The following is a 25697-nucleotide window of genomic DNA, read 5'->3' on the forward strand; positions in this document are numbered from 1 at the left end:
CTTACAGAATGGCAGCAATGCCGGCCTTCGCGGTTTCGGCATCCTCTGCTGATTTAACGCCGGAAACGCCGACTGCGCCGATGGTAAACCCGTTTACCTCGATATTGACGCCACCCTCCAACATGCCTGATACGTGCGGGGCAGATAAAAAAGCATGGCGACCGTTATTAATAATTTCTTCGTAAACACGAGTCTCGCGCTTACCCATTGCTGCAGTTCGCGCCTTCTCTTGTGCAATGTATGAAGACAAAGGAGCGCAACCATCGCGACGGATTAAACCCAACATATGACCACCATCATCACAAACAGCAATCGTTACTGCAAAATTATTTTTAGCAGCATGTTGATCAGCTGCATTCAAAATCTTTTGAACATCAGCTTGAGTTAAGTAAGGTTTAGTAGCAGTCATGTTTAATCTTTCTGTCTCGAATTTGTTTTATCTGATGAAAGTACCATCAATATAAGTACTTGAATTATAAGGGGTGTAGCCCGACTTCAGTCTAGAAGCCTTGCTACACCCTGTCTCCACCCAACTAATTGAATATTTGAGGCTATTTGAGAAATTCTTGGGCAGCAACGACTCCACTAGCCTTGGGCTTATAGCCCATAGAGCCCAGACTCATCTCCACTCCACTCAAGGCAGCCATCAAGCTCAATTCATTGCAATCGCCTAAATGGCCAATGCGGAATGCCTTGCCTTTAATCTTGCCCAAACCTGTTCCCAAGGAGAGATTAAATTTCTCCAAAGCATGTTTACGTAAAACATCCGCATCCATGCCTTCAGGTGTAGCAATACAAGTCAGTACTGGTGAATAGCAATCTTGATCCTGACACTGAATCTCCAGACCCCATGCTTTGACTGCTTCACGACAAGCTGCAGCTAAACGCTGGTGACGTGCAAAGATCGTATCCAATCCTTCGGCCATCATCATGTCCATCGCTTCATGCAAGCCGTACATCAAATTAGTACTTGGAGTCGTTGGCCAATAGCCTGTTTTATTGGATTCGAGAATTTCATCCCACGCCCAATAAGCTTTATACATTTTGTTATTTTTGCTTACTTCAATTGCTCGCGGTGATAAAGCATTAAAGCCAATACCGGGAGGCAACATCAAACCTTTTTGTGAGCCAGAGATCGTAACGTCAGCGCCCCACTTGTCATGCTCATAATCCGCTGAACCTAAGCCAGATACGCTATCTACGAGCAATAAGGCTGGGTGCTTCAAGGAGTCAATCGCCTTACGAACAGCAGCAATATTCGATGTAACGCCGGTAGAAGTTTCGTTATGCACTACGCACACTGCTTTGATTTCATGCTGTGTATCTTTGCGCAAACGCTCTTCAATCACAGAAGCATCTACACCCCAGCGCCAAGTATCTTGCCCCGCTTTGCCAACTACTTCCACATCCAAACCAAGACACTTGCCAAGGGCACGCCACAAGTTTGCGAACTGACCAGTTTCATAGAACAACACTTTGTCGCCGGGATTGAGGACATTTACCATTGCGCCTTCCCAAGATCCTGTTCCAGATGCGGAATAAATGATGACGGGTTGCTCAGTCTTAAAAATCTTTTTGATGTTTTCCAACACCTTGAGACCAAAGGCACCAAACTCAGGACCACGATGGTCAATCGTTTGATAGCTGATGGCGCGCAATACGCGTGGAGGCACAGGGCTTGGGCCAGGAATATGTAAAAAATGGCGTCCTGATGCGTGGTTATCAAGTTTCAACATGCTTTGTCTCACTTATGGTGGTTTTATAGATTGTTAGTGGGCGTTTATTTCTGACGCTAGTGTATGACAATTATGCAGAAATTTCCATTTTGTATACAAATTATTTAAAATAATCCTCAAAATAAAGCCTTAATAAGGCATTTAAAGCCTGTATTTATACCTAAAGATGGTTTATTCTTATTTTTGTATACAAAATAATCAGAGAACCGCTTAAACAGAGATTAACCCATGACAGTGATAGAACAGCCTAATTCACAAAATTTGCATGAAGCAACTTACGAGACGCTGCGCTCCCTTTTGGTCGAAGGCAAGATCGCTCCTGGCAGCAAACTCAATGAACGTGAATTAGCTGAGAGTCTGAATGTGTCACGCACCCCAATTCGGGAGGCAATTCGTCGCTTGGCCGCTGAAGGTTTAGTTGAGCTCATTGCTAATCGCGGTGCGATCGCTGTGCAACTTAGTCTTGAGGATGTTTTGCATACCTTTGATGTGATTGCAGATTTAGAGGGATTCTCTGGAGAGTTAGCTGCCAACAATATTAGTGATGCCACCCTCTCCGAGTTAGAGGCCCTTCAATATGAAATGATGGCTTCTTATGCACGTCGTGATTTATCGACTTACTACAAACTGAATTTACGTATTCATCATCTGATTAATCAGGCTGCCAATAACCCCGTCCTATCAAAGCTCTTTACTCAAGTGAATGCTCGCATTGAAGCACTACGCTTTCGCTCCAACCAAGACGGCGTGAAGTGGGAGAAGGCCGTAGAAGAACATCAAGAAATGCTCGACGCTCTTAAGGCGCGTGATAGCGCCCGTATGCGCAAGATCATGATTCAGCATGTCAAAAATAAACGCGATGTCGTTGCGCAATTACTTCAATCCGAGGCTGCAAAAGTATGAACAAACCCCTAGACCTTAAAGAACTCATGGTTGATCAAGTCGCTTTAGCTAAGCGCCTACGCCAAGAGACCTCTGGTGAAGTGATGACGGATAGCGCGAGCCGTGGACGCTATGCAACGGATGCTTCTATTTATCAAGCAATGCCAGTCGCTGTCTTTGTGCCTAAAACTGCACAAGATATTGCGAGCGCTATTCAGATTGCAGCTGAGCTCGGAGTACCCGTATTACCACGTGGTGGTGGCACCAGTCAGTGCGGCCAAACTACGGGCGCTGCACTCGTAATTGATAACACCAAATACTTCAGAAATGTTTTAGATCTCAATCTAGACAAAGGCTATGTTGAAGTTGAACCGGGCATCGTTCTTGATCACCTCAATGGCTCACTCAAGCAGCATGGTCTTTGGTATCCAGTCGATGTTTCTACTGCGGGACAAGCAACCATTGGAGGCATGGCAGGCAATAACTCTTGCGGTAGTCGCTCAATTGCTTACGGCAATATGGTGCACAACGTTTTAGGGATTGACGCTTGGCTAGCAGACGGAAGAATTGCCAACTTTAGTGATTACGCCAGCAGTACTGGCGCTGCCAAACAGTTGGGTGACTTTGTAAAAAATCTAGCCGCCACCCTCCAACCAGAAATCGAAGCGCGCTTTCCGAAGGTATTGAGAAGAGTTGCTGGCTATAACCTGGATATCTTTCATCCACAGAGTGAGTTGCCCTATACCCAGGATGGTAGCGTCAATCTTGCACACTTATTAGTTGGCAGTGAAGGCACCTTGGGCTATTTCAAGTCACTCAAACTCAAGCTAGCACCGTTGCCACAGCACAAGGTACTGGGCATTGTGAACTTTGCTAGCTTTTATAAGGCAATGGATAGCGCCCAACATATTGTTAAGCTTGGTCCTACTGCAGTTGAGTTAGTGGATCGCACCATGATTGATTTAGCACGCAGCAATCCTAGCTTTAAGAAAACCATCGAAACCGCCTTAATCGATCACACTGCGCAAACTCCTGAAGCAATCTTATTGGTAGAGTTTTCGGGTGAAGCACATGCCCCGCTCTTAGAAAGGCTCAAGGCCCTCCAAGAGCTCATGAGCGATTTGGGATTACCGGGCTCTGTTGTGCCAATGCCGGATGCACCTCTGCAAAAGAACTTATGGGAAGTCCGTAAAGCGGGCTTAAACATCATGATGAGCTTAAAGGGTGATGGCAAGCCGGTGAGCTTTATTGAAGACTGCGCTGTTCCGCTGGAGAGTTTGGCTGATTACACCCAGGCATTGACGGATGTATTTTCTAAATATGGCTCACGTGGTACTTGGTATGCCCATGCTTCTGTAGGCACCCTACATGTACGCCCTATTTTGGATATGCGCAGAGATGGCGCCCAGAAGATGCGTGCAGTTGCCGAAGAAGCGTCCGCCTTGGTACGTAAGTACAAAGGTGCCTATAGCGGCGAACATGGTGATGGCTTATGCCGTGGTGAATGGATCTCCTGGCAATTTGGCCCAAAGATTACCGAAGCACTCGCAGAAATTAAGTACGCTTTTGATCCCAAAGGATTATTTAACCCGGGCAAGATCATCGATCCACCAAAGATGGATGACTCTACTCACTTTAGATTTCCGCCAAGTTACAAAGTCATTCCACTGCAGCCAGCATTAGACTGGTCCGCCTGGAACGTGCAAAACGATCCAGTCACTGAAGCTATAACTGCACCTGGTACTGGTGGCGATCCAGCGATGGGTTTGGCTAAAGCAGTGGAGATGTGCAATAACAATGGTCACTGCCGTAAATTTGACGCGGAAGTGATGTGTCCCAGTTATCGCGTCACACGCGATGAGAAGCACCTCACCCGCGGTAGAGCCAACACCTTACGTCTTGCCCTTTCAAATCAACTCGATATCAAAGATGAAAGTTCTCCACTAGGCAGCGATGCCATCAAAGAAGTGATGGAGCTCTGTGTGAGCTGTAAAGCGTGTCGCCGCGAGTGCCCTACAGGCGTAGACATGGCCAAGATGAAGATTGAGTTCTTATCCGCTTATAAGAAGCGCGTGGGTCACTCACTCAGGGATCTGGCTGTTGCTTATCTTCCTAAATACGCGGGCACTATCAGCAATATTCCGCTGTTGCCAGCAATCCTAAACTTGCGCAACCACATTGCACCAATTGCCAAGCTTCAAGAGTGGATCATGGGCATTTCAGCGCAAAGAAGTTTGCCAATTTGGAAGGGTAAGAACTTCTGGAATAAGAAGGACAAGAATTCTTATCAATACACTCCAGAACAATTAGCAAGCAATGAAAACGGTAAAGGTGTCGTGCTGTTAGCCGATACATTTAATGCTTACTTTGAAGATGAAAATCTCATCGCAGCATTAAAGGTGCTAAAGGCTGCAGGCTATCGTGTGCATATTCCCAATAAAAGTCAAAGCAAGAGTCAAAGCAATGCGGCTAAACCAGCGAATAAAGCAGAAAGCGGCTGCTCTAAAGAGTTTTGCTGTGGCAGAACTTATCTTGCAGCCGGCATGGTCGACAAAGCTAAAGCTACTCTGGGTGAGTTAGTTGATCATCTCGCGCCTTATGCAGATCAGAACATTCCGATTATTGGCTTGGAGCCTTCTTGTCTCTTTACCTTAAAGGATGAAGCTTTAGTGATGGGCTTTGGCGAGCGTGCTGTGAGTGTTTCTAAGCAAGCACAACTCTTAGAAGAGTTCTTGGCTAGTGAAGTCAGAGCCGGCAAGCTCAAGCTCAATCTAAAAGCAGCAGATAAATCTGTACTCTTTCATGGTCACTGCCATCAGAAGTCATTTGCAGCCGTTACCCCTGCAATGGAATTACTCAAACTCATTCCGAATGCTGAGCCAAAGTTAATTGAATCTTCTTGCTGCGGTATGGCTGGTAGTTTTGGTTATGAGGCGGAGCATATTGAAGTCTCTAAGCAAATGGCCGAAGCCAGTTTATTGCCAAGTATTCGCAAATCACCAGATACTTGGGTGGTGGCTGATGGTACGAGCTGTCGTCATCAAATTGCTGATGGTACGCAAAGAGAAGCGGTGCATATCGCCAGAATCTTGGCAGCACACCTGTAATACTACTAAGAAGAAAAGTAGATCAGCTATGGCGTGATTAACGAATCACTCCATAGCCCACCATCAGCAAAGTTCCCGTCAGTAAGGCCGGAACCAATCGCTTGGTGGGTTTAGAAATCATTACGCCAATCGCTAGAGCGCAGATCAGAATGCGGATCCACAAAGGCACAGTTGCCATCAAGCCGAGTGGCATCACAATCAAGCGCACAGTTAAAGCAGCAACCATTGCATAAGTTACTGCAGCTAACCAGCGGAAGATCTCGCTATCTTGATTAATACTCTGCGACAAAAACACGCCAATGGCACGGCAGAAGTAAGTGCCTAGACAAGCGCCTACCAAAGCGATCCATAAGCCCCACCCAGTAAGAGCATCACTCATATGGTTGAGAGTATCCATCGCCCCGCTCATCCCAGCACTCCAGCTTTTTTGCGCAAGAACTTGCGATCAATAAAGTAAGCCAAGGTGCCCGCAACTACACCAGCTGTTAACAAGCTGGTGTCACGATCAATAATAAAAAAGATAGGGCCAAAGATGCATCCCAATAAAAGTGCGATGCGATTAATCCAAGGCTTCACCTCAGTAAAGGTCAGCAGGAAGAACAGTGGGTTAATAAACACCAAGCCTAAGGTAACTGCCTTAGGCACCATGCCAGCCAGGTAATAACCTAAGACTGTTCCAGGTACAGAGATCAACCAACACAAGAGTCCTAGCCCAACAAAGTAACTCAGGCGATGTTTAATCTCAATCGCATGAAACTCCCTCATTGAGATCGCCCATGCTGTCATAGCTAACAAATGTACTGAAGCATAGAGACTGCGATTGCGATCTTTTTGATGAAACTGCGGAAAGAGTGTCACCGTCATCGTAATAAAGCGTGTTGAGGTGAGTGTGACAGCTAGAGCAATGGCAACAACGGATGAGCCAGTAATTGCCATCTCTAGCAATACGACCTGCCCTGGTAAGGCGAACATGAAAAATGAGGTAAAGGTCGTAAACCAAACATCAAAGCCATTGGTTTTACCCATTGCCCCAAATCCCACCATGCCAGCAAAGAGGACCATCGCAGGAGCGCCTGCTGCATCCCGAATGCCAGACCAAAATGCATGACTTGGATTTTTAAAACGTTGAACCGCGTTCTCTTCTAGCGCGATTTCACTAGGATCAATAGAGGGCTGGTTAGAGGAACACATGGATGAATTGTAAGCCTTGTAAGCCTTGTAAGTCTTCCAAGGCTCTAAGGCCCCAAGGCCCATTTGATATGTTCAGCCACTAATGTGTCTGCATCGGCAAGAGCATCGCTTAATGCTAAGCGTATTGCACCCTTATCAACATCGGCTACTTGATCACTCGCAAGCGCATTGCCCATGGCTACTGCTAAATTACGGCGCCAGCGGCTATAGCCAATTCTCCGAATAGCACTTCCTTCATGGCGTTGCTCAAACTCTACTTCAGTCCATGACCATAGGTGTAATAGTGATGCCTGCCCTAAGCCATGGCGCTGTGCAAAGTCTGGTAACTCAGTGCGCTTGGCAAATTTATTCCAAGGACAAATCAATTGGCAATCATCGCAACCATATACACGATTACCCATGGCAGATCTGAATTCCACCGGAATGGCCTCTGGATTTTCAATCGTGAGATAAGAGATGCAACGCCGCGCATCCAATAGATATGGCGCAGTAATGGCTTGTGTAGGACAAACATCAATGCAAGAGGTGCAAGTGCCACAATGCTCTTCAATCTCTTGATCTAGCGGTAATGGCACATCTACCAAGATCTCACCCAAGAAAAACGTGGAACCAGATTCTCGATTGAGCAAGAGCGTGTGTTTGCCACGCCATCCTAATCCAGCCTTACGCGCTAACTCTACCTCCATTAATGGCGCAGAGTCTGTAAATACGCGATACCCAAACGCACCAATTTTTTCTTTGATCAGCTTGGCAAATTCTTGTAAACGGTTACGCAGCACCTTGTGATAATCGCGCCCACGGGCATACATCGACACCACTGCTTGCTTAGGATCTTCAAGCCGTTGCCATTCGCCATCAAAATTAGTATCAGGCGGCAAATAGTTCATCGACACGCAAATCACGCGCACTGTACCGGGCACTAAGAGTTCTGGGTTGGCGCGTAAATCTGCGTGACGCTGCATGTACTCCATATGACCATGGCGCCCTTCTGCTAGCCAATCATTGAGGCGCTCACTGGCGGGTCCAAGGTGGGTATCCGTAATGCGCAAGCCATCAAAGCCCAAGGCCGTAGCTTGAGCGCCAAGCCAACCACGTAGGCTGGACTCATCTAAAGACTGAGGGTTGGCAGATAAAGACATATGGAATACAGAATGTAGCGCAATAATTGAATAAACTAGAGAAATGGCGCAAACACAGGCAATCCCTTCCCCAAATACTGCAATAGATCTCTATTGTAGGCAGGAAGCCGATACCGCCAAAATTGCCGAGCAGCTAGCTGCCAGTTGTGAGCAGTTTTTGACTAAGCAGCTTGGATCGCATCTCAATATCTCCCTGGAGGGGGATTTAGGCGCCGGCAAAACCACCTTTGCGAGATACCTCATTCAGGCACTCGGCCATGAAGGCAAAGTAAAGAGTCCAACCTATACCTTATGTGAACCCTATCCACTGCAATTACAAGAACAAATGGTCACTGTTCATCATTTTGATTTGTATCGCATGCGCGATCCATTGGAATGGCAAGAGGCTGGATTTGCAGAACACTTTGATGTTCCAGGTATTTGCCTAATCGAGTGGCCAGAAAAAGCAGAAGGTACTTTGCCAGGTTTTGATATTCAGATTCAATTAAGTGCAGGTACAGATGAAAATGAGCGCACGATGAAGATTAATGCAATCACTGCATCCGGAAAAATAGCATTACAAGAGTTTCAACTGAAGTAATACATTAGTAATTAATGAGTACAAAAAAGACCAATCTCTCTCGAAGGCAGCATCTCAAGACTTCAGCAAAGTTCTTGAGCTTTGCGCTCTTGCTGACTGAGGTCGATATTGCTTGGGGAGCTAAAATCTTGGGCGTGCGTGTCTGGCCTTCCGAGGACTACACCCGCGTTACTTTAGAGTCCGATACACCGCTACCGATTACCCAGCAGATTTTGACGAACCCAGATCGTTTAGTGGTGGATGTACAGGGACTAGAACTTAATCCTACGCTGAAAGATTTGGTAGCCAAAGTAAAACCCAATGACCCGTATATCTCACAGGTTCGCGTTGGGCAATTTCAGCCAGGCACAGTACGTTTGGTATTTGATCTTAAAGAGCCGATCAAACCACAACTCTTTACTTTAGACCCCATTGGTGAATACAACTACCGTATGGTATTTGATCTTTATCCGACTACACCATTAGATCCATTGATGGCTTTAGTGAAAAGTAGCGCCAAAAAAGAAAGCGCGCTAGAGAAATCCAATGAAGAAGTAGATTTGATTGCTCAGTTCGCCACCAAGAAAGAAAAGGAGCTTGCTAAGACTCCAGCGGCACCTGTAGCACAAGCTATTCCAGAAACTAAAGAGCTGCCTGCACCCGCTAAATACAAGCGCTTGATCACAATCGCGATTGACCCCGGGCATGGCGGCGAAGATCCAGGCGCTATTGGAGCAGCAGGGTCTCGAGAAAAGAACGTAGTTCTATCTATTGCGAAGCGTCTCAGAGATAAGATTGAAGGCGAAGCGTACATGCGCCCTTTCTTAACCAGAGATGGTGATTACTTTGTGCCACTACATGCCAGGGTGCAAAAAGCACGACGGGTTGAAGCTGACCTATTTGTATCCATTCATGCAGATGCGTTTATTGAGCCAAGAGCCAGGGGAGCATCAGTATTTGCACTCTCGCAAATGGGTGCCAGTAGCACGACGGCACGCTGGATGGCCAATAAAGAAAATGCCTCTGACCTGATTGGCGGCATCAATATCAAGACACAAGATAGGCAGGTTGCGAACCTACTCCTCGATATGTCCACTACTGCGCAGATCAAAGACTCTTTGCAAGTAGGCAATTCGATTCTGAAGCAAATCGGTGGCTTTGCAGCACTACATAAACCTAAGGTTGAACAGGCCAGCTTTGCTGTTTTGAAGGCTCCAGACATCCCCTCTATCCTGGTTGAGACTGCTTTTATTAGTAATCCCCAGGAAGAGGCAAGATTGAATGATGAGGGCTATCAAGACCGCATTGCGGAGGCTATTTTGAGAGGAATTAAGGATTATTTTTCCAAAAATCCACCAGTCGCCAGACGGGTCAACTCCTAGGAACTTGTAAGTACAAGGGCTGAGGGGCAGGCCCCGCAGACCTAAGGAAGACCAACAAACTTCTTGCTATAATTTATGGCTTAACTGGGTCGGTAGCTCAGTCGGTAGAGCAGCGGACTTTTAATCCGTTGGTCGCGAGTTCGAATCTCGCCCGACCCACCAGTTATACAAAGGGATCACAGAAATGTGGTCCCTTTTCTTTTGGTTGAATGAAATGCGGCGGTCACTGCGAGGACTCAATAGAAGATCTGTTGGACCGTGATGAGTGGGGATGGTGGGCGCTGAAAGAGACTGAGCGTCTCGATACACGACGGTTGTCGGGTTAACCGACATTTCATATATGGATAGCTAAAGGCAACTAACGACTCGTAGAAGACACCCAAAGAAAAACCACCCGAAGGTGGTTTTATGGGGTAGCTTATTTTAAGAACTCTGTCGTCACATCATTTTGTGGGTATGGTAATTTATCGACCTGCCAAGTCTTTGATTTGCCGGACTTAAATACTTCATTCAAATTAATCTCAATAAAGTTCGTACGATTTGCATAGTTTGCAATTTTCATGCGATTATTTTTTAAGTCCTTGATATTGACCCACTGTGTGTAATCAGAAGTAATCTGCTTACCATCCATTGACCGAGCAACTCCAACAGGAATATCAACGTTATTCAATATATGATCAGCAGCCTGCATAGCATCAATACTATTGCTTGGCTGATAGGTAAAATGCTTCAGATAAGTTGCTCTGACAAAACGTGATGGAGGAGTGTAATCTGCTGGTAAACCCATTAAACCACCACCCTGACCCAATTCAGTCACATTCGTATTGCCTACAGTTACAGATGACGTTGCTGTGGATGTAAGTGATAGATAGTTGCGCACATTATTAAGATGCCAGTCATAGGTCGGGGCGTTAGTTAACACCCCCGCAACGTTGTTGTGGATCATCATTTGACCCTTCACAAACTCAACAACAATACTGTCGCCCCCACGATCCGTTAACACCAGATGCAGCCAAGGCGGAGTTGGCAAACCTTTAACTTCGTTTGGGTCAAACCACACCTTATATTTAGGAAGCTCGCTTCGTAACTCCTTAACCGAGCCAAACATGCCTAAAATAAAGCCTCCTAAGTTCAAGATAGAAACGTAGTTCTTATCTTGTGGAGTAACGGTTTGATATTCAGTAAAGCCAGGTAAAAAATTTCCGCTAATGGCAAGGCCAGCCTCATTTTGACCCTCTAAATATGCAGGGGGCCCTGCTAATACTCCGGGCGCAATTGCGACAAAAGCATACTTACTCGATAGGCTTGTTGCAGGCAGCTTTAGTGATGCTGGTGCGCTAAGGGAAATAGGCGTGCCTTTGGGGTTTGCCGTGAGCTGCCACTTCATATCAAAAGCCCATTCCATGGTTCTTCCCGCAACTACCGATCCATCTTTTGCAACTATATTGACGGCGGTACAGGCATCACTTATTAATGGGGAAAATACTAGGGCAGCTGAAACTGAAGCGGCTACTACTTTATTAATCATAGTTTGTTTCATAGTCATCTTTCTGGGTGGCTTAAGTTGATCAACAAAATACTAATATTCATATGTAAATATAAATATTAGCGGCAGGTAAACGCAATACAACATTTAAAGTATCTGTATTTGTAGTGAGCTTTATCTTATTTTTTGGCATTGTGATTAGTCAGTTATGAATGGGCGCTAATACGCATTATTTAAATTCGATAAATCATTAAGGAGTAAGGAGATGTCATATCCAATAAAGTACTCCCCTATTTTGGAAGAAGCACAGTCAAACCTAGGTATCCACCAAACCCCTTAGCACTTGTAGGTGTAGTTGTAACCATATAGGTTGGACCAGCTTGCACTTGAGTATGGTAACCAAAGAGATTGACAGTTTTTCCGCCACTCAAAGTGAGCTGATTCGTGGCTGCCTTGGCATCATAGTTATAAGTCATCTGACTACTTAAGTTATAGGTCCAGGCAGCATCTGTTGTATAGGAAATACTAGGCTGAATATTGAAGACATTGGCAGATCCCCCGGCCATATTGCTACCAACACCCCATGAGTTATAAGCGACAGCCCCGATGACCCAATGGTCTGGGGTAAAGTAGGCGCCAGCTGAAATTCCCAGTCCTGTTTGCTTGGAGCCATTATTTGTATTGGTTGCGGGAAGTTGAAAATAAGGTCCAATACCAGCATAAAAATACTTTGCGTATGCGGGCCCAAAATATGTAGCTAACTGTAATGGTTGAGCTTGATTAGTAACTTGCTGATCATTGGTATTGTGATTTAGAGTTAGCATGGGATTTACGATCAACTGCAAATCACTTCCAAGCGCTACTGGGATGATCGGGTTAAAGCCATATTGATTTTGTTGGGATAAATTATTTGCACCCAACTTTTGGTTATAGTTGTATGTAACCGGTAACTGAATCTGTGGATACAACACATTTTGCATCTTTTGAGCTGACTTAGCCTCATCGCTCATTGTGCTCTGAGATGTTTGCGCAATTGCAGCGCTATTGAAGATACCAATCACCAAGAAAATAGCCCTCTGAAACGGGTATAGGGTAGTTTTTTTCAACATCTTATTTATTCCAGAATAATTAATAACTTAGGCGACATCTTCATTAATTGGTTTGTAATTTAAGACACCAAAATATGATTTGCTAATACTTTCTTGGCTTCATGTTCATTTTTGATAGGAATTAGCTTTAGACCTCACGCTTCCTAAATCTTGGAGCATTGTAAAAAGACCGGCGCCCGAGATTGAGGCTGAGAAGAGTCCAGTAAAGCCAATAATAAAAGGTAGGCCGCGCCATTCGGGAGCAAGTTGATAGCTTCCATATCCTAGGGTGGTGTACATTTCACCGGCAAAATAAAAAGAAGTTAAATGATCAGAAAAGACATTCATACCATCTAGCATGTAAGCCAAATAAAGCAAATCTATTAGATGAGTAGACATTATTACAAGCATTGTCAACGTATACGGAATAAAGCTAACCCTTGACCTTAAGCCGATTGAATTGTTATGTAAAAAATGCTCATACTTTTCCGTAATAAGAAGAATAGTAAATCCATGAAGTGCAAATATGGCGATTGACGTTAATACAAAAACAACCACATTAAATTGGAAAATATTTTCAAAGTAGAAAGCAATAAGAGTTAATGGGTTTTGGAAATTTGTCATAAATGTAAATTCACTAAGACCTAAATTATTGTGAAAGTGGCTTTGAATCGCCATCCAAGAGAAACTCTAATGAAGAAACGTCTATTGATGGATTTGAATCGTACCCACCTCCTAACGAACTTAACAAGGCAATCCGATTTAAACGCAGTAGTGCGTTATCCCTAATGAGCTCTGAATCAGTTGTAAGTTGGGCATTTTGAAGGTTCGCAACCCATAAAAGATCACGCTTACCAACCTTGTACTGAATGGTGGCAATATCGACGGCAGTAGCACGATTTAAAGCAGCTTTACGCGTACTTGATACCCTTTTCATGAGGTATTGTTCGTTATAAAGTGCGCCCTCAACTTCGCTAAATGCTTTAAGAACAGCACTTCCGTAGCGGGCTACTTCTGTTGATTGTTGGGCGGAGGCAATTTCGATTTGCGCTCTTAGTGCACCACCCTCATAAATTGGCAAGAAAGCACCTAATGCTCCTGTTGCCAACCAAGGATTTAATTTCAATAATGCGAGTGCTGGATCCGCTATATCGCCACCCAAAAAAGTTAAGCGGAATGAAGGTAAAAGCGCCAACTTGGTAGCTTGAGACCGTCTAAATGAGGCTAGAACCCTTTTTTCTGCGGCAATGACGTCTGGGCGTCGATTCAATAGTTCCGCAGGAGCGCCAGTATTGGGTAGGGGCGTTAACTCAGGAAATTCCTTGGCAACTGCAATTTCAGCGGCAGGATACCTTCCAAGTAGCAACTCTAATGATCGACGAATTTGAGAGTAGGCATCTTCTGCTGCATCTAAAGCAGCTTGTGCGGAGTCAACATTTGCCCTCATCACCATCAAATCTAATTCTGTATCTTTTCCAGCTTTAACCCGAACCTCTACTAAGTTGAGTAAATCGCCGTAAATTTTGACCCTCTGCTGAGAAAGTAGCACGAGGCGATGTGCTTCAATTGCTGTGTACCACGCTCTAGCAACTGTCGCAGCCAAAGATTGGCGGGCATTTGCATACTCCATTGCAGTAGCTTCAAATGCTTCAGAAGCTGCCGCCCGCTCAGACCGAAACCTGCCCCAAACATCAATTTCCCAGGCCGCACCAATATAGGCCATTTTTGAATTTGATAGGCCACTCACGCCCTCGCTTGTAATAGTTCTGCCTCCACCCACAGCACCAATACTTGGTAATAAGGCCGCACCCACTACAACTACACTTTGCTGGGCTACTCTGACTCGCTCTGCAGCAATAACTAAATCAGGGTTGTATTTAATTGCTTCGAGTACTATGGCCTCTAACGTAGGGTCATTCAGAGACTTCAGCCAATCATTTGCCACAAATCCTTTAGGGAATTGTTGGCTTTCAGAAGACTTCCAAACGCTTGGAATTTTTGTATCGGCAGGTAATGCATTTTTAATGATTTCATCTTGGGTTGGCTTTGGCGCAAGGGCACAACCATCAAGCACTAGGCAGGCAGCAATAGTGCCCATGATCTTTAAACGCATCACTCAAACAAAGAGAATGGGTATAGGAAATTTGTCCAAGAGTATGACCGAATATCTACTTTTCGCATTGCAGAGAATAAGCTAGCAGGATGCGTGTAAATTGTTGCTCTAGCTTGTGCCCCAATCGGAAACTTGACCTGATCTGAGTCATTCATCTTAATAGCCACACCAAATTGATTTCTTGGACGATCGGGCGACTTATAGTTAAATGTTGGCAAATAGCCGCTGGGTAACAATTGGCCTTCTCTACTTCCCATCCATACTGATTCCACCTTCCCCTTGAAGATTTGACCGGGATATAAATTAAATGCCACCTCTACCTCTTGACCTGGTTTTACATACTTCAGATTCTCTTGAAAGAAATCAGCCAGCAAAAAACGGTCAGCATCACAAATAAATGAAGCAATTGCGCCAACACGATAATCTCCAGCAAGAGTACCTGGACGAACTTGAATATTGATTAAGTATCCATCCTCTGGCGCTGTAATAAGTGTGTTATCCAAATAAAATTGAGCCTGAGATTTCGCCACTTCTGCAAGTTTGATAGTTGCCTCTTCAGCCACCAGCTGAGATTCCCATTTCTGAACGTCTTCTTGTGGGCCGGCACCCTTTCTCACCAAGTCCTTAGATAACTTTAATTGGTACAAAGCGTAATTCATTAAGCCCATTGCTTTTGCATGTTGAGCTATAGCCTGATCAAGCTTGTCCTGATAAGGGCGTTTATCCATTTGGAATAGAGGCTGCCCTTTTTTTACATGGGTATTGGCCTGAACGAGCACATCAGTAACTAAAGTAGGCTCCGGTAATCGCGGAGTAATTTGAATGGTTTGTTGAATCATATTAGCCTCTGTTGAATAAGGCGTCATAAAACGTAGACCAATAAAAAAAATTAAATATAAATGTATATACGATATGACTAATAATACAGCCCATATCTTTGTGAATTTCAACCACTTTAAGCGTACAAATACCAACCAAGAAACAAAAATATCAGCAGAGATAATGACGAAACCCAGCAACATATTTCTATCTCAACTCTTATTTAATTCGCTGTGAGAAGAAGATGTTTTAGTAAAAATACCTCTCTCTTCATTTTTTAGCTCAGAATTTTCTGCCTTGATGGCAGCCTGCTCCTCCTTTGGAAAGCGTCGGATATCTACTATGCTACTGGGGTTAAATGCCCACATAAATGCCTTTAACCAAGGAACAATTGCCACCAACCCCAGAAGACCCATGAGTTTTATGGCTTCTGCATCAGGGTGATTACGTGTACTTGCAATTCGCCCTGGAATACTTGCTATTAACAGTACGATCGTTAACAAAATAAAGCCAACTAACGCCAAAGTAATAAAGGTGACCAAATCCCAAAAGGTGATATCAAAATCTTGCATCTAATCCAACTTTCTTTTGCGATGTTGCAGGTGGCTTTCGATTCTTTTCCCTAGATCGGTAAAAGCTAACACTCCGGCAACGAGAGTGGCGACTAGGTAAAAGCAAAATGACAGACTCAGACTTTGATTGCTATCGAAAAGCCTATCAATCGACATTAATGTGACAATCAAGGGATATGGAAGCACTAATAATGCAGTCCGTTGCATTTGGGTTTTAAACAATTCATTCTTCATGGCAGCAGTTTAGATAAATTTACAGCAATAGCCCCCACAAAAAATGTGGGGGCATACCTTTTTTATCGATCTAAATTAATTGCATTCGTGGTTTATTAATTAATGTCTACAAGCTAATAATTAAGCGGTTCCAAATACAAATGGCTCTGTAGGGACAAAAAAACTTGCCGCATTGCCTGCGTAATATTTACCGCCTGCAACAGCCAACTTCTTAACTGGCGCGCCTTTAGAAAGGTCCACATCCTTTAAATCAACCCAGAAAGTATTCGGTGTCGTAGCAGAGTCAAAGTAATAAATCATATTTTGGTGATCTGTAACTGTGCGCCAAATAGTAGATGAGACATTAGGCTTGCCAGGGGTGGTAATACCCAAGGGGGTACTTGCACTTCTCATGATTCCCATAACAGAAGCAACGGCTTGATATTGCATTTTTTGTTCTGGGACGGCAGAGATGTAGTTCTTATCTATAGACTTTGGAACGACTCCTACAAAATAAGAAGCTCTAGCAAAGCGATCTGCTGCGCTAATTGTTCCAGGCAAGAACTCATCGCCCATGGTCTTCCAATATGCATTGAGAGCAAGCTGCTGATCAAAGACGGGGGAGTTGGTCATCACTTGGTATTCTCTACCATGATGAATGGTCAATTTTCCCTCAATGTATTCTAAAATTGCAGAGTCGCCACTTGGATCAGACAGCGACAAGTGCAAGCTCGCTGCACGGCCATTAGGCAAGATTGGGGATATAACTCTAAATGGCTCTAGCTCTAGTCCGGCAACGGCCTCGGCAACAGTTGCATAGTTATCAAATGCATATTGAGCCCATAAGGTAATAGAGACGGGGGCCTTACCATTCAACGTCCCGTAATCAGATTCCGCCAGATAGAGTAAATTACCAACTAGGCCTTTTTCGTTAACCCCGTCCGCCGTTCCGATGTTGTAACCAGAAACAATCAGGCTGCCATATTTTGAAGTCCATTCCAGCGAACCTGCGCCACAAGCGCCATTGCGAGCCATACCTGCTGGGAATACCCATAGATCGCTCTGCATATCTTCACCCCAATCCATTGAGCGGCCAGTTACAACTAAATTATTGTCGCCAAGGTAAGTAACTCTTGTACACATGCGAATCTCCTATAAAGGTTTAGTCAAAATATTACGCATTTAATTGCTGTTTAAAATAAAGCTAATTATTAGCTTCAACTATCGTTGGGGCATTGCTATTCTGTAGGGCAATAAAAACAATCTTGCTATGTGGCATTTGCATACCCCAGTTGCCAGCTGGCTCTACTTTTGCATTTTTACCTACTAGTTGAAAGACAAATTTTGAATCTGGATATTCTTTCAAATACAGAAAGCCTTTACCTCGAACGGTTTCAGATGGTAGCTCGTTTAATAGTTTTTGAAATTCTGCCTCCGTAGTAGGGGTCGCAGATTCAAAGATCCAACTACGAAAGAGCTCTTCCGCCTTAGGAACCTGCATTTGCAACCCATCTAAAATTAAACTACTACCTTGCTGACCAAGTGTCCTAGTGCTTGCTCCCAAAAGAAATTCAAGATTAATTTGGCCAGATAACTCATTGAATAGCAGCACTCTCGGATTAACGCTACTCACAAAACCCTCTGCTGCAACTCGTGCATCCCCAGGTAATGAGAGAGACTTAGATAAAAAAACAATATTAGAATAAGTTAGTTGCAACTTAATTAGCTTTAATTCTTCTGGTGTGTAAGTGGGCAATCTTTCGCAATCTAGCAAAGTAACAACTATTTCAAGAGCAGCATAGTCTTGCATTGCGCTGTCACTTAAGATTCTTAGAACTTCACCTGGATTGGATGCGCCAGAAGCTTCGATGATGATGGCATCTGGACGTTGCTCACGTTTTAAAACTTTGAAGATTGCGCCTTGTAAACCTGAAGCAATCGAACAGCAAATGCAACCGTTTTGTAATGCAATTACTCCATCAACAGCCCCATCGATTAAATTAGCATCGATATTTATAGCGCCAAAATCATTAACTAAAATAGCCAGCCTTTGGCCTTGGGCTTCGGAGAGTAGGCGATTAAGAAATGTAGTTTTGCCAGATCCAAGATAGCCCGCAATCAGAATGATTGGGATTGCGTATACCACTGTAGTATTGCCTTTATTCTCAGTCATTACCTAGAGCATATTAGGCAGCAATTGGTCGTCGCACTGGACGACCTGGGCGCACCTTCACATCCAAATTTCCATTCTCAATAAGTAGAGTCCCGTTCACTATTACATGAACCATCCCAGTCGATACCTGGTTTGGCTTCACAAACGTACCACGGTCCTCCACTTGGTTCAGATCGAACACCACAATATCAGCATCAGCCCCTACCTTGAGGCGCCCTTTTTGGGTCATTTGAGGCGTAGATTTTTCAAGAATTTGCGCTGGAATCAAAGACGTCTTACGAATAGCTTCTAGCAATGGAATGCTCTTGGCATCGCGAACATACATTTTAATAAATCTCGCAAAAGTGCCACAACTTCTTGGATGAGAATAGGCATCATCTGGTAAAGGCCATACCCCCTCCTCAATAAATGTAGGAACTTTAACGTCGGGCCCCGATGTCATCCATGGCATTGCATCGCTAGCGATTGCACCACCCGGAAATAGAACAGATTTTGCCAAATCGTCAGCATCTTGAGGATTGGTTTCAGGGCGTAAAAAATGGCAGACAATAATATTGCCAGGGTCTGCCTTCTGCATTGCCGGCAACGAATTATCGTTTAGCGGAAGACCGTTATATTCAATATCGTTGGCTTGCAGACCGCCTAATCTTTCTGCCCAGTTAGGCAACATCAAGAATGCAGCGCCAACTACCGTACTGAAAGCACCGTATGGATATGCTTCAACAGAAATATTGGCGCCATTTTTCTTGGCTTCAGAGACCATATTCTCAATATCACCAATATCGCGCATTGATACGCTATTCAAGTGGCAAATATGCATATGAGCGCCGGGGTTGAATGAAAGGCCAATTAGCTCTTCAATCGCTTGAAATGTGCTTTCAGGTTCACTGGTACTAAAGTAACGTACATGCGTAAATGTGGGCACATCGTATTTTTTAGCAAGCTCAGCTAATTGATAGTATTCCTTGTAACCTAAACCCGGAGCATAGCCAGCATTAACGCCGATTCCAATTCCGCCATCTTTAAGGCCCTGCTCAACTTCACTTAGAATAGTTTTAAGTTGATCGGCTGTTGCAATGTCATATTGCCAGTCGCTTTTATCCATGGACTCAAGAGCCCAGCCTAGAGTTGGTTGTGGAACCTCCTTTTCGAAGGCGCTAACACGAGCCATCACACAGGAGGCTGAGGCACCGTAATTTAGTGGCCGCCCTTCTTTTTGAAGGTTTTCATAGTATTGCGCAATGGGCAGCATCCCTAACTCCAACTCTAAGGCTGTTGTAACCCCATCAAATGCTTGCATCCAGTTAGCGCTAGTAAATTGCCCATGAGCATGCAAGTCAATAAATCCAGGAGCTACAAATAACCCAGTAGCATCAATTGTTTTTACACCCTTAAGCGGATCCTTCGATATTGCAGCAATTTTCCCTTGATTAACCCCCACATTACCCAGTCCATCCCATCCAGAATCTGGATCAACAATATGGCCATTGCAAATTACCAAATCAAAATTAGTGTTAGTCATGTCCGTGTCTTTCTTAAAATTAGTTAATTGATATATATGTTCAAGTTATTGGTAATGGGTTATTCAATTAATGAGCATGAAGCGAACTAAATACCTCAGTCGAGAAACCCTGTACTCCACCTATGAAAATTTGGACACCAATTGCAAGCAATATGAATGCAAAAAGGCGCATGATTGCATTTGTGCCTGCGGGACCCAATACTCTCTGAATGAGGGAGGATTCTCGATAAATCACATAAATCACTAGAGAAAGAGCAAATAAAGCAAGTACCGTTCCAACTACTGCGGGCATTTCCTTAAAAAGATCTAGGGATCTACCATCTTGATAGCCAGCTACCAAAGAAATTGATGTTGCGATGGACCCGGGTCCAGCTGTCAGAGGAAGAGTTAGTGGGAAAAAGGCATTACTACTTGCATTAGCATCTGTGATTCCAGCAGAATCATCATCACCTTTACTTGAGCTTTTCTGATTAAGTAAGCCCCACCCCATTCCAATGACAACCGCACCACCTGCTAACTTTAGGGCTGGCAACGAAATCCCAAAGAACATCAGTAACTGAGTTCCAATTAGCATTGAAGTTAGCAATAAGATGAAACAATAAATACTTACACTAAGCGCCAATCTATTCTTAACCTCTTTAGAACAACCTTGAACCATATTAAGAAAAATTGGCCCATCACCCAATGGGTTAATTACTGGGAATAAGGCTGTAAAAACAGCTATAAAACTTCCAAAAGCAACTGGAATCATTTCCATTCAAAGTATCCCTAACTGTAACTAATTTTTAAAAGTTAAAAGTTGCCGCCAATTGCGGGCCCTTCATAGTTGTTTTTTGCAAAAGACCGTTATTACTCATGTCGTAATACAAAGCACGATAGGCCAAGGAAACGTCTATCCATTTGTCAAAAGTCTTGCCTACGCCAATCATTCCCTGCCAAGTCATATTGGTTGTGCCACCTCCTCCACCAATATCGGCATATAAAGGGATATACCAAGTAGAGTCAGCTAAGCGATATCTACCTTTGAAGCCGACAATTGGATCAACTGTTGAGGTTGATTTTGAGTCGCTAGCATTTAATGAGGTTCCATCCAAAACCAAGCCAAGAGTTGCAGTAATGGCAATACTTCGTACGCCAACCAATCCATCAAAATAGGCATCTTTATTGCTAATGACTGTATATGTTGCGGCACCAGTCAGAATAGTCTGTTGCAGGGTTGCACTGGTAGCAAACTTTGCTGGAACGGCCCCTTGAGCTGTGGGCACCGTAGTACTGATGGTTTGATTTTGATGCAACGTTGCAGAAACTAAATCACCCATAATGCCCCAATTGCCATAGTGGGCCTCTGCTGAGATCATGCCGCCAGATTTTAGATCTCCAAGTACATTACTAGATGACAACGCTGCTGTATTTAAATATTTGTCGTTAAAAAATAATGTCGAGTTAATTCCAGGAGCCCATAGGTATGGAGTGACTTCAAAACGCCAATGATCAGACACTTTTGGAATTGGAGAGCCATCTGACTGGGCATAAGCGCCAGACATCAAAAAACTCATAGTAGTGGCGCTAACGATCTTGAATAATTTGTGTTTCATTTAAATTAGGGCTTAATTGGAATTTAATTTCGATCAGGTGGTTTATATCCAGAAGCCCTCAACTTGAAGACTTCTGAGTAGATTCAATTTTTAGCTTACAAAGTGTTCTTAAAAATCTTGCCGTCTTTCATAATGACGCGAAAGTTTTTAGCAGGATCTGCAACGATCTCTAGATTCACTGTAGGATCGCCGTCCACCAAGAGCAAGTCTGCATAAGCACCCTCTTGAACTACGCCCAACTTACCCTCTGTATAAGGATTGCGTGGACCAGATAAGGCAAATAACTGCGCATTATCATGAGTAACCATTTTGAGCGCTCTTGCTGGCGTCATCCACTTCTTCATTTTGGATAGCTGGATATTTTGGACAACTCCATCAGGCTGGAAGAAAAAGTCAGTACCCCAAGCTAATTTGATGTTGTTTTGAAGCGCCCATTTAAATACATTGCTCTCACCCATCACAACTTGATGCTCTTTATGGATTTGAAATGGGGTATATGGGGCGCTGAATTCCTCAAAATTCTGAGTGCTTAACCATATGTTCTTATTCTTTAGGTACTTAATAGTTGGTTCATCAAGTAACTGGCCATGCTCAATTACTTTGACCCCTGCTTCTACTGATCTGCGTACTGATTCAATGTTGTAAGCGTGCACTGAAACATAAGTACCAAAATCTGATGCTGCCTCTACTGCTGCCTTGATTTCATCAGCAGTAAATTCATGCACTGTAGGTGTATCTGCCGGTGAAGAAACGCCGCCACTAGTAGCCAACTTAATTTGGGTTGCTCCATTGCGAAGATTGAAACGGGTTGCCGTTAATACTTGAGCTCTACCATCGACCACCGAAGAAATACGGAGCTGCTCACCAATAGATAGAGGGCCGCCAAGGCTTCTTGGAAGAGCTTCTGGCGCACTAAAATCTCCGTGACCAGATGTTTGGGTAATCATGGTGCCGCTTGGATAGATGCGCGGGCCAATAGTCTTGCCCGAATCGATATCACTTTTCAGCTGAAATACAGGTCCAGCCATATCTCTTACAGTAGTCCAACCATTCATCAGCATGCTTTTTGCTGTTGCAGAGGCTGCCGCATTCAATTGCTTGACATCACCTTTGAGAATTTCATCCATAGTTGGTGTTAACCAGATATGAGTATGTGCATCACTTAGACCAGGCATCAGCGTACGACCACCACCAGCAATCACAGTAGCAGTTGTACCTGCTGGAATCTGAATGGGCTTGGCAGAAATTGTTTTGATGAGATTATTCACAACCAACACATTGGTTGGGGGCGTTAGCTTTTCTGAAGTTCCATCAAAAACACGGACATTTTCATAAAGCGTTGCTACTTGAGGGTCGGGTTGAGCAAATGCCAACGATGCATTAAATACTATAGATAGAATTAAAAAAGGTTTGATTGAAAGTTTCATTCTTAATTGACATTTGATTGCGATGTGAGAAAAATAACAGCGCTATCAATAAAGAAATACACCATAAAGTACTATGTACTAAAGTATGTAGTACTTTATGGCTTATAAAATGGAGCATTGTTTTCAAGTTAATATCTAATTAAGCTCAATTAGATATACCTCTCCCCAAATTGGGGCACTATTCATTCACACAGGATTGATGTGGTTGAAATTGGATTTGAAATAGGCACTTTAAAAGGAAAACGGCTTCATGCAACCCATTAGCGTGCTGATTATCATCTATAGCTTCATTACTCTTGGTACAGCAGCAACACTTTACTTCACATTTAGAGGGAAGTTTGATACTTCGGCAATGCTCTTTCTCGCGGTAGAGATATTGATGCTCGGAGTTGTCGGTCTTAATTTTTTAGCAAGACAAAATCCAAATTACGCTGTGCCATGGCTATTTTTTCTGTCTAATTTTCTAGTCATCACCTCTGAAATTGTGCTCATTTTTAGTATCTATGGACTTGATCGCAAAGTAAATTTTACAAAGCTATATCTTTTAATTTTTCTTAGTGCTATCTACTGCATTTTTATGGAATACGCGCGGGTTAATTTAGGTGCCACTTCACCAATTGCATTCCAGTGTAGCGTCTCTGCTTTACTTGCTTTTATTGCTGCTTACGTCTGTAGGACAAGTATTGATGTAGATTTGAAGCGTAACCAGTTTCTTAAATTAATTTCCTATTTACAAATTGGCGTAGGCTTAATATCCATGATTCGCTTTATTAGCTTCTTCACCTCAGATCCTATCGCCCCAAGAAACCCCAATGTTACAAGCCCCATCGTTATATTTTTTGCGATCTACTTAACGTTAAATGTATTTCGCTACATTACCTACCAGTCCTTACGTATAAGCTGGGTTAGTATGGGCAATACAGGTATTAACTTCTTAAATAGGAACCTTTTTAATTTAATTCATGAGAAAGAGCAGTTGCTCCAAAATCTCATAAACTCCAACAGGATGATCGGAGTTAGCGCACTTGCATCCTCACTCTCACATGAACTTAGCCAGCCACTAACAAGTATCGCCCTTCAAACTGAGGCCGTTAAAAGAGATCTCAGCATCAACACAGATAATACGAGATCCATAAAGTCGCTCGATAACATCGGCTCACAGATTAATAGACTATCTGTTTTAGTCAAAAACCTGAGGCAACTATTTAAATCTCAGAATAGCCAATTAGCTTCTGTTGATCTGGCTAGCATTACAGATGAGCTCATTGAAATCCTAAATTTCAATCTTCATTCTCCAAAAATTACTTTAACTAAAAATTATCAATCTAAGCCGATAATTGATGCGGATCCAATTCAGATTCAGCAAGTACTAATTAATCTCTTGAATAATTCTATTGAATCGATTTCTGAAACTAACTTACCTAATAAAGAAATCACTATTTCAATATGGCAAGATGATAAAAATGCAATGGTATCTGTTCATGATACGGGTATAGGAATTAGGAGCGAGCTGTTACCAATCATTTTTGACTTATATAAATCCTCAAAAGGATCCGGACTTGGAATTGGCTTGTGGCTCTCTAAGACCATCATAGATAAACATAAGGGTACTATTGCTGCATCGAACAACTCCGGTGGAGGCGCAAATTTCACTATCGCCATCCCCTTATCCCAAGTTAAATCATGAAAAATTGCAGAGTTTTAGTCGTTGATGACGACAAAGAGGTGAGACGTGGGTTGTTTGAATGGCTCTCTTATGACTATGAAGTGCAATGCTTTGATTCAGCTAAGTCAATATTGTCAGCAATAAACCAACTCGCATTTGAAAATGGGCCTCCAACTTGTATTTTGCTTGATTTACAAATGCCAGATATGAATGGCATGGAGCTATTGAATCAACTTCAGCAGCTAAAGATTATCCACCCCATTATTTTTATGAGCGGCAACGCAAATCAGGCCGATATCATTGAAGCCTGGCATGGGGGCGCCGTTGACTTTGTTCTAAAACCATTTAGTGCGGCACAAATTAGCTCAACACTAAAATCTTTATTCACTGAAATAGCAGAAATAAGGGATGAAGATTCATCAGGCTCTTCAGCAGGTAAACATCCTGATACTCCAATTCCCATCACTAGTAGAGAAGCGCAAGTCTTACTTTTGCTTGGAAAGGGGCATAAGCAAATAGAAGTGGCGCAAATGCTAGGGATATCCATAAGCACCGTCAAGATGTATAGAAATTTCTTAAAAAATAAACTTAATCTCAATACACTTGTTGAGTTAGCATTATTCTGTGATGAGCATCGCCAGTCAATCTCTGCTTTAGTCAATACTAAAGCTGAAAATCAGGATTAGGATTCACCAATCGCCGACAGTAACCATTCTAAGATGTCGGTTAACCCGACAAAACCAGTGTCTCGAAACACGACACTCCAACTTGGTATTGTCGAAGCTATTTGAATTCCAACAGTTCATATCCGGCACCAGGAGACGACCCGCCGATATCGCGGTACTTTCTTGGCAGGTTTAAAACAATGTCTAAGTTACTGTTTTAGAACAATTTTATTTCTTTTAATCCGTTGGTCGCGAGTTCGAATCTCGCCCGACCCACCAGCATTACTAAGCCTCGCTTATGCGGGGCTTTTTATTAATTACGATACCCTTCAAAAATAGCTCTTTAAACCCCGTTTTAGCGC

General features: G+C 43.5%; 23 protein-coding genes and 1 tRNA gene. 7 read left to right on the plus strand and 17 right to left on the minus strand.

From position 1 onward, the window contains the following. Position 1 precedes the first annotated feature (1 nt). Positions 2–409, minus strand: a complete 408-nt coding sequence (locus AOC20_RS06820; protein WP_215359611.1) for a GlcG/HbpS family heme-binding protein — start codon at positions 407–409, stop codon at positions 2–4. Between the two features lie 142 nt (positions 410–551). Further along, positions 552–1736, minus strand: a complete 1185-nt coding sequence (locus AOC20_RS06825; RefSeq protein WP_215359613.1) for a pyridoxal-phosphate-dependent aminotransferase family protein — start codon at positions 1734–1736, stop codon at positions 552–554. A gap of 228 nt (positions 1737–1964) precedes the next feature. Here AOC20_RS06825 and AOC20_RS06830 point away from each other — a divergent pair, with 228 nt between their 5' ends. Both AOC20_RS06830 and AOC20_RS06835 read left to right on the plus strand, forming a co-directional pair. Further along, complete coding sequence (locus AOC20_RS06830; protein ID WP_215359615.1) at positions 1965–2639, plus strand: GntR family transcriptional regulator; 675 nt, start codon at positions 1965–1967, stop codon at positions 2637–2639. After that, a complete protein-coding gene (locus tag AOC20_RS06835; protein ID WP_215359617.1) occupies positions 2636–5725 on the plus strand; it encodes an FAD-binding and (Fe-S)-binding domain-containing protein in 3090 nt (1029 codons plus the stop codon). The genes AOC20_RS06830 and AOC20_RS06835 overlap by 4 nt, the downstream gene beginning before the upstream one ends. Before the next feature lie 37 nt (positions 5726–5762). On the opposite strand, the gene AOC20_RS06840 is transcribed toward AOC20_RS06835, so the two are convergent. The 3 genes from AOC20_RS06840 to queG are packed head-to-tail and all read right to left on the minus strand — an operon-like array spanning position 5763 to position 8055. After that, complete coding sequence (locus AOC20_RS06840) at positions 5763–6122, minus strand: AzlD domain-containing protein (RefSeq protein WP_215359619.1); 360 nt, start codon at positions 6120–6122, stop codon at positions 5763–5765. An 8-nt stretch (positions 6123–6130) separates the two neighbouring features. Next, positions 6131–6916: an AzlC family ABC transporter permease gene (locus AOC20_RS06845; protein ID WP_215359621.1), complete on the minus strand. Its 786-nt coding sequence runs from the start codon at positions 6914–6916 to the stop codon at positions 6131–6133. 44 nt (positions 6917–6960) lie between these two features. Next, complete coding sequence (gene queG / locus AOC20_RS06850; protein WP_215359623.1) at positions 6961–8055, minus strand: tRNA epoxyqueuosine(34) reductase QueG; 1095 nt, start codon at positions 8053–8055, stop codon at positions 6961–6963. Between the two features lie 43 nt (positions 8056–8098). Between queG and tsaE the strand changes: the two genes are divergently transcribed. The 3 genes from tsaE to AOC20_RS06865 all read left to right on the plus strand — a co-directional run bounded on the left by tsaE (position 8099) and on the right by AOC20_RS06865 (position 10158). Beyond that, positions 8099–8635, plus strand: a complete 537-nt coding sequence (gene tsaE, locus AOC20_RS06855; RefSeq protein WP_215359626.1) for a tRNA (adenosine(37)-N6)-threonylcarbamoyltransferase complex ATPase subunit type 1 TsaE — start codon at positions 8099–8101, stop codon at positions 8633–8635. A 14-nt stretch (positions 8636–8649) separates the two neighbouring features. Continuing rightward, positions 8650–9996, plus strand: a complete 1347-nt coding sequence (locus AOC20_RS06860) for an N-acetylmuramoyl-L-alanine amidase (protein WP_215359628.1) — start codon at positions 8650–8652, stop codon at positions 9994–9996. Between the two features lie 86 nt (positions 9997–10082). Continuing rightward, positions 10083–10158: transfer RNA gene (locus AOC20_RS06865), tRNA-Lys, on the plus strand. Positions 10159–10414: 256 nt separating this feature from the next. Here AOC20_RS06865 and AOC20_RS06870 read toward each other — a convergent pair. The 12 genes from AOC20_RS06870 to AOC20_RS06925 all read right to left on the minus strand — a co-directional run bounded on the left by AOC20_RS06870 (position 10415) and on the right by AOC20_RS06925 (position 23004). After that, the gene (locus tag AOC20_RS06870; RefSeq protein ID WP_215359630.1) at positions 10415–11536 is read right to left on the minus strand and encodes a choloylglycine hydrolase family protein; all 1122 of its coding nucleotides are present in this window, start codon (positions 11534–11536) and stop codon (positions 10415–10417) included. Positions 11537–11772: 236 nt separating this feature from the next. Then, complete coding sequence (locus tag AOC20_RS06875) at positions 11773–12591, minus strand: hypothetical protein (RefSeq protein WP_215359632.1); 819 nt, start codon at positions 12589–12591, stop codon at positions 11773–11775. Positions 12592–12696: 105 nt separating this feature from the next. Continuing rightward, positions 12697–13248: an ion channel gene (locus tag AOC20_RS06880; RefSeq protein ID WP_215359633.1), complete on the minus strand. Its 552-nt coding sequence runs from the start codon at positions 13246–13248 to the stop codon at positions 12697–12699. Next, positions 13220–14683: an efflux transporter outer membrane subunit gene (locus AOC20_RS06885; RefSeq protein WP_215359635.1), complete on the minus strand. Its 1464-nt coding sequence runs from the start codon at positions 14681–14683 to the stop codon at positions 13220–13222. Before AOC20_RS06885 ends, AOC20_RS06880 begins: the two co-directional genes overlap by 29 nt. Next, positions 14683–15522: an efflux RND transporter periplasmic adaptor subunit gene (locus AOC20_RS06890; protein ID WP_251373071.1), complete on the minus strand. Its 840-nt coding sequence runs from the start codon at positions 15520–15522 to the stop codon at positions 14683–14685. Before AOC20_RS06890 ends, AOC20_RS06885 begins: the two co-directional genes overlap by 1 nt. A gap of 192 nt (positions 15523–15714) precedes the next feature. After that, on the minus strand, positions 15715–16074 hold the full coding sequence (locus tag AOC20_RS06895; RefSeq protein ID WP_215359639.1) for a DUF3302 domain-containing protein: 360 nt from the start codon (positions 16072–16074) through the stop codon (positions 15715–15717). 354 nt (positions 16075–16428) lie between these two features. Further along, the gene (locus tag AOC20_RS06900; RefSeq protein WP_215359641.1) at positions 16429–17430 is read right to left on the minus strand and encodes a linear amide C-N hydrolase; all 1002 of its coding nucleotides are present in this window, start codon (positions 17428–17430) and stop codon (positions 16429–16431) included. A gap of 61 nt (positions 17431–17491) precedes the next feature. Next, positions 17492–18460, minus strand: a complete 969-nt coding sequence (locus tag AOC20_RS06905; RefSeq protein ID WP_215359643.1) for a CobW family GTP-binding protein — start codon at positions 18458–18460, stop codon at positions 17492–17494. Between the two features lie 13 nt (positions 18461–18473). Then, entirely contained in the window at positions 18474–19982 is a 1509-nt protein-coding gene (locus AOC20_RS06910) for an amidohydrolase family protein (protein WP_215359645.1), read from the minus strand. Positions 19983–20049: 67 nt separating this feature from the next. After that, positions 20050–20739 (minus strand): MarC family protein, encoded by a 690-nt coding sequence (locus tag AOC20_RS06915; protein WP_349814554.1) that lies wholly within the window; start codon positions 20737–20739, stop codon positions 20050–20052. Positions 20740–20767: 28 nt separating this feature from the next. Beyond that, complete coding sequence (locus AOC20_RS06920) at positions 20768–21577, minus strand: hypothetical protein (protein WP_215359647.1); 810 nt, start codon at positions 21575–21577, stop codon at positions 20768–20770. Between the two features lie 95 nt (positions 21578–21672). Beyond that, positions 21673–23004 carry a metal-dependent hydrolase family protein gene (locus AOC20_RS06925; protein WP_215359649.1) on the minus strand — a complete coding sequence of 444 codons (1332 nt, stop codon included), beginning with the start codon at positions 23002–23004 and terminating at the stop codon, positions 21673–21675. Positions 23005–23254: 250 nt separating this feature from the next. Here AOC20_RS06925 and AOC20_RS06930 point away from each other — a divergent pair, with 250 nt between their 5' ends. Beyond that, complete coding sequence (locus tag AOC20_RS06930) at positions 23255–24691, plus strand: sensor histidine kinase (protein ID WP_215359651.1); 1437 nt, start codon at positions 23255–23257, stop codon at positions 24689–24691. After that, a complete protein-coding gene (locus AOC20_RS06935) occupies positions 24688–25356 on the plus strand; it encodes a response regulator transcription factor (RefSeq protein ID WP_215359653.1) in 669 nt (222 codons plus the stop codon). The genes AOC20_RS06930 and AOC20_RS06935 overlap by 4 nt, the downstream gene beginning before the upstream one ends. Positions 25357–25697: the final 341 nt, after the last annotated feature.

This window comes from Polynucleobacter ibericus (genome assembly GCF_018687955.1).
Taxonomy (GTDB): domain Bacteria; phylum Pseudomonadota; class Gammaproteobacteria; order Burkholderiales; family Burkholderiaceae; genus Polynucleobacter; species Polynucleobacter ibericus.